Annotated in this window: 1 protein-coding gene; it reads left to right on the top strand. The window is 42.8% G+C overall.

The window, feature by feature from the left end:
* The coding region (locus tag H3U97_RS11355) for a hypothetical protein (protein WP_198199010.1) at positions 1–1,097 on the top strand (1,097 nt) is incomplete at its 5' end.
* Positions 1,098–1,272 lie beyond the last annotated feature (175 nt).

The raw sequence follows: 1,272 nt of genomic DNA, 5'->3' as shown, positions 1-1,272 counted from the left end.
GCACACCGTATAATTATTGGGGTGATGATGATGGCGATGGTCAGGGAGTTAATGGTGTCACCGCTACTGGTAGTTTAAATTTATCCATTGTTGATAGATGGGGTCGAGCTGTTGCTCGTAATGAAGTGCTGACTATTTGTAAAGCGCCATATAGATTAACCTTATCTAATAATGGAGGTAGATTAACAACACGTTATGGGGTGCCTAATGAAAGTCGTTTTAGTGCAAGTAATGTCACTTATTATATTAATCCTAAGGCAGCGCCAGTGATTTGTTTTGCAAAACCTTACATGCAATACGGTGGCTCAGGTTCTTACGATGAATCGTATGCTGGTCCTGCTGACATATGGAACCTTAATATGGGCTTTCTACCACAATCAGTTACGCCGTCGTCTTATGGTTTAAACTTCCCGACTACTGGTGCTAATAATTTGCAGTTTTATTTAGATATTGGTGGTATTAGTCAGGCCTTATCTTGGGCTTCGGTTTCTCATGATAAGATTACTGCTACTATGACCAATGTCGAATACCACGCGGGGAGCGTCCGAGTCACCCTAACGGGTCCTGTTGCTAAAGAATCTCAATGGTATTCAAATAATCCAGGTAGAATCGACAGACCATCCTTACCTCAGGTATTTGAGTTAGTCGGTCGTGATAGCAGTGGTAATGCGGTGGTCAAATATGGATTTAAGTTAAAGCAGTGGTTTGTTAGTGGTGGTTTTTTTATTCAAACTTTTTCTGGTACATCTTGGTGTAATAAGATTGGATACCGTCTTCCAAAAGTCAAGGATTTAACTAATGCGTCTTGTCCGGGAGAGGAAGAACGCTGTCGAGGTGCTGTAGGTGCAACGCCTTCGTCACCTCGTAATAAATATATGCGTCACATTGGTGCCGGATTGTTCTCGGAATGGGGGGATACGAACACTGGTTACGATTCCGCCTACCTCTATAACTCGAGATTTTGGACGCAAGATAGCGTAGGTAGTAGTCAAAATTTTGTGGTTAGGTCGGACAGAGGTGAGGTGGAGCTTTATAATAATAAAAGTAATACTCCTTCGGTCGACCTCCATGCCGGCGTAGCCTGTGTCTATCCTTAGCTATTATTCTTAGTTCTTAGGTATTGAAGCTGAGGATAAGAAGAATAACGTTAGGACATTAAACAAACATTGCCCTGCCAAGGCAATGGCGTTGACGTTGACGAAGTCGGCGATAAAAACGATTTTGTAGTGCGACATTCGCAATGTGCTGACAACTGAGTGAGGTTAGCATGGC

This window comes from Gilliamella sp. W8128 (assembly GCF_016100545.1).
Lineage (GTDB): Bacteria > Pseudomonadota > Gammaproteobacteria > Enterobacterales > Orbaceae > Gilliamella > Gilliamella apis.
This window is presented reverse-complemented; position numbering and strand designations above follow the sequence as displayed.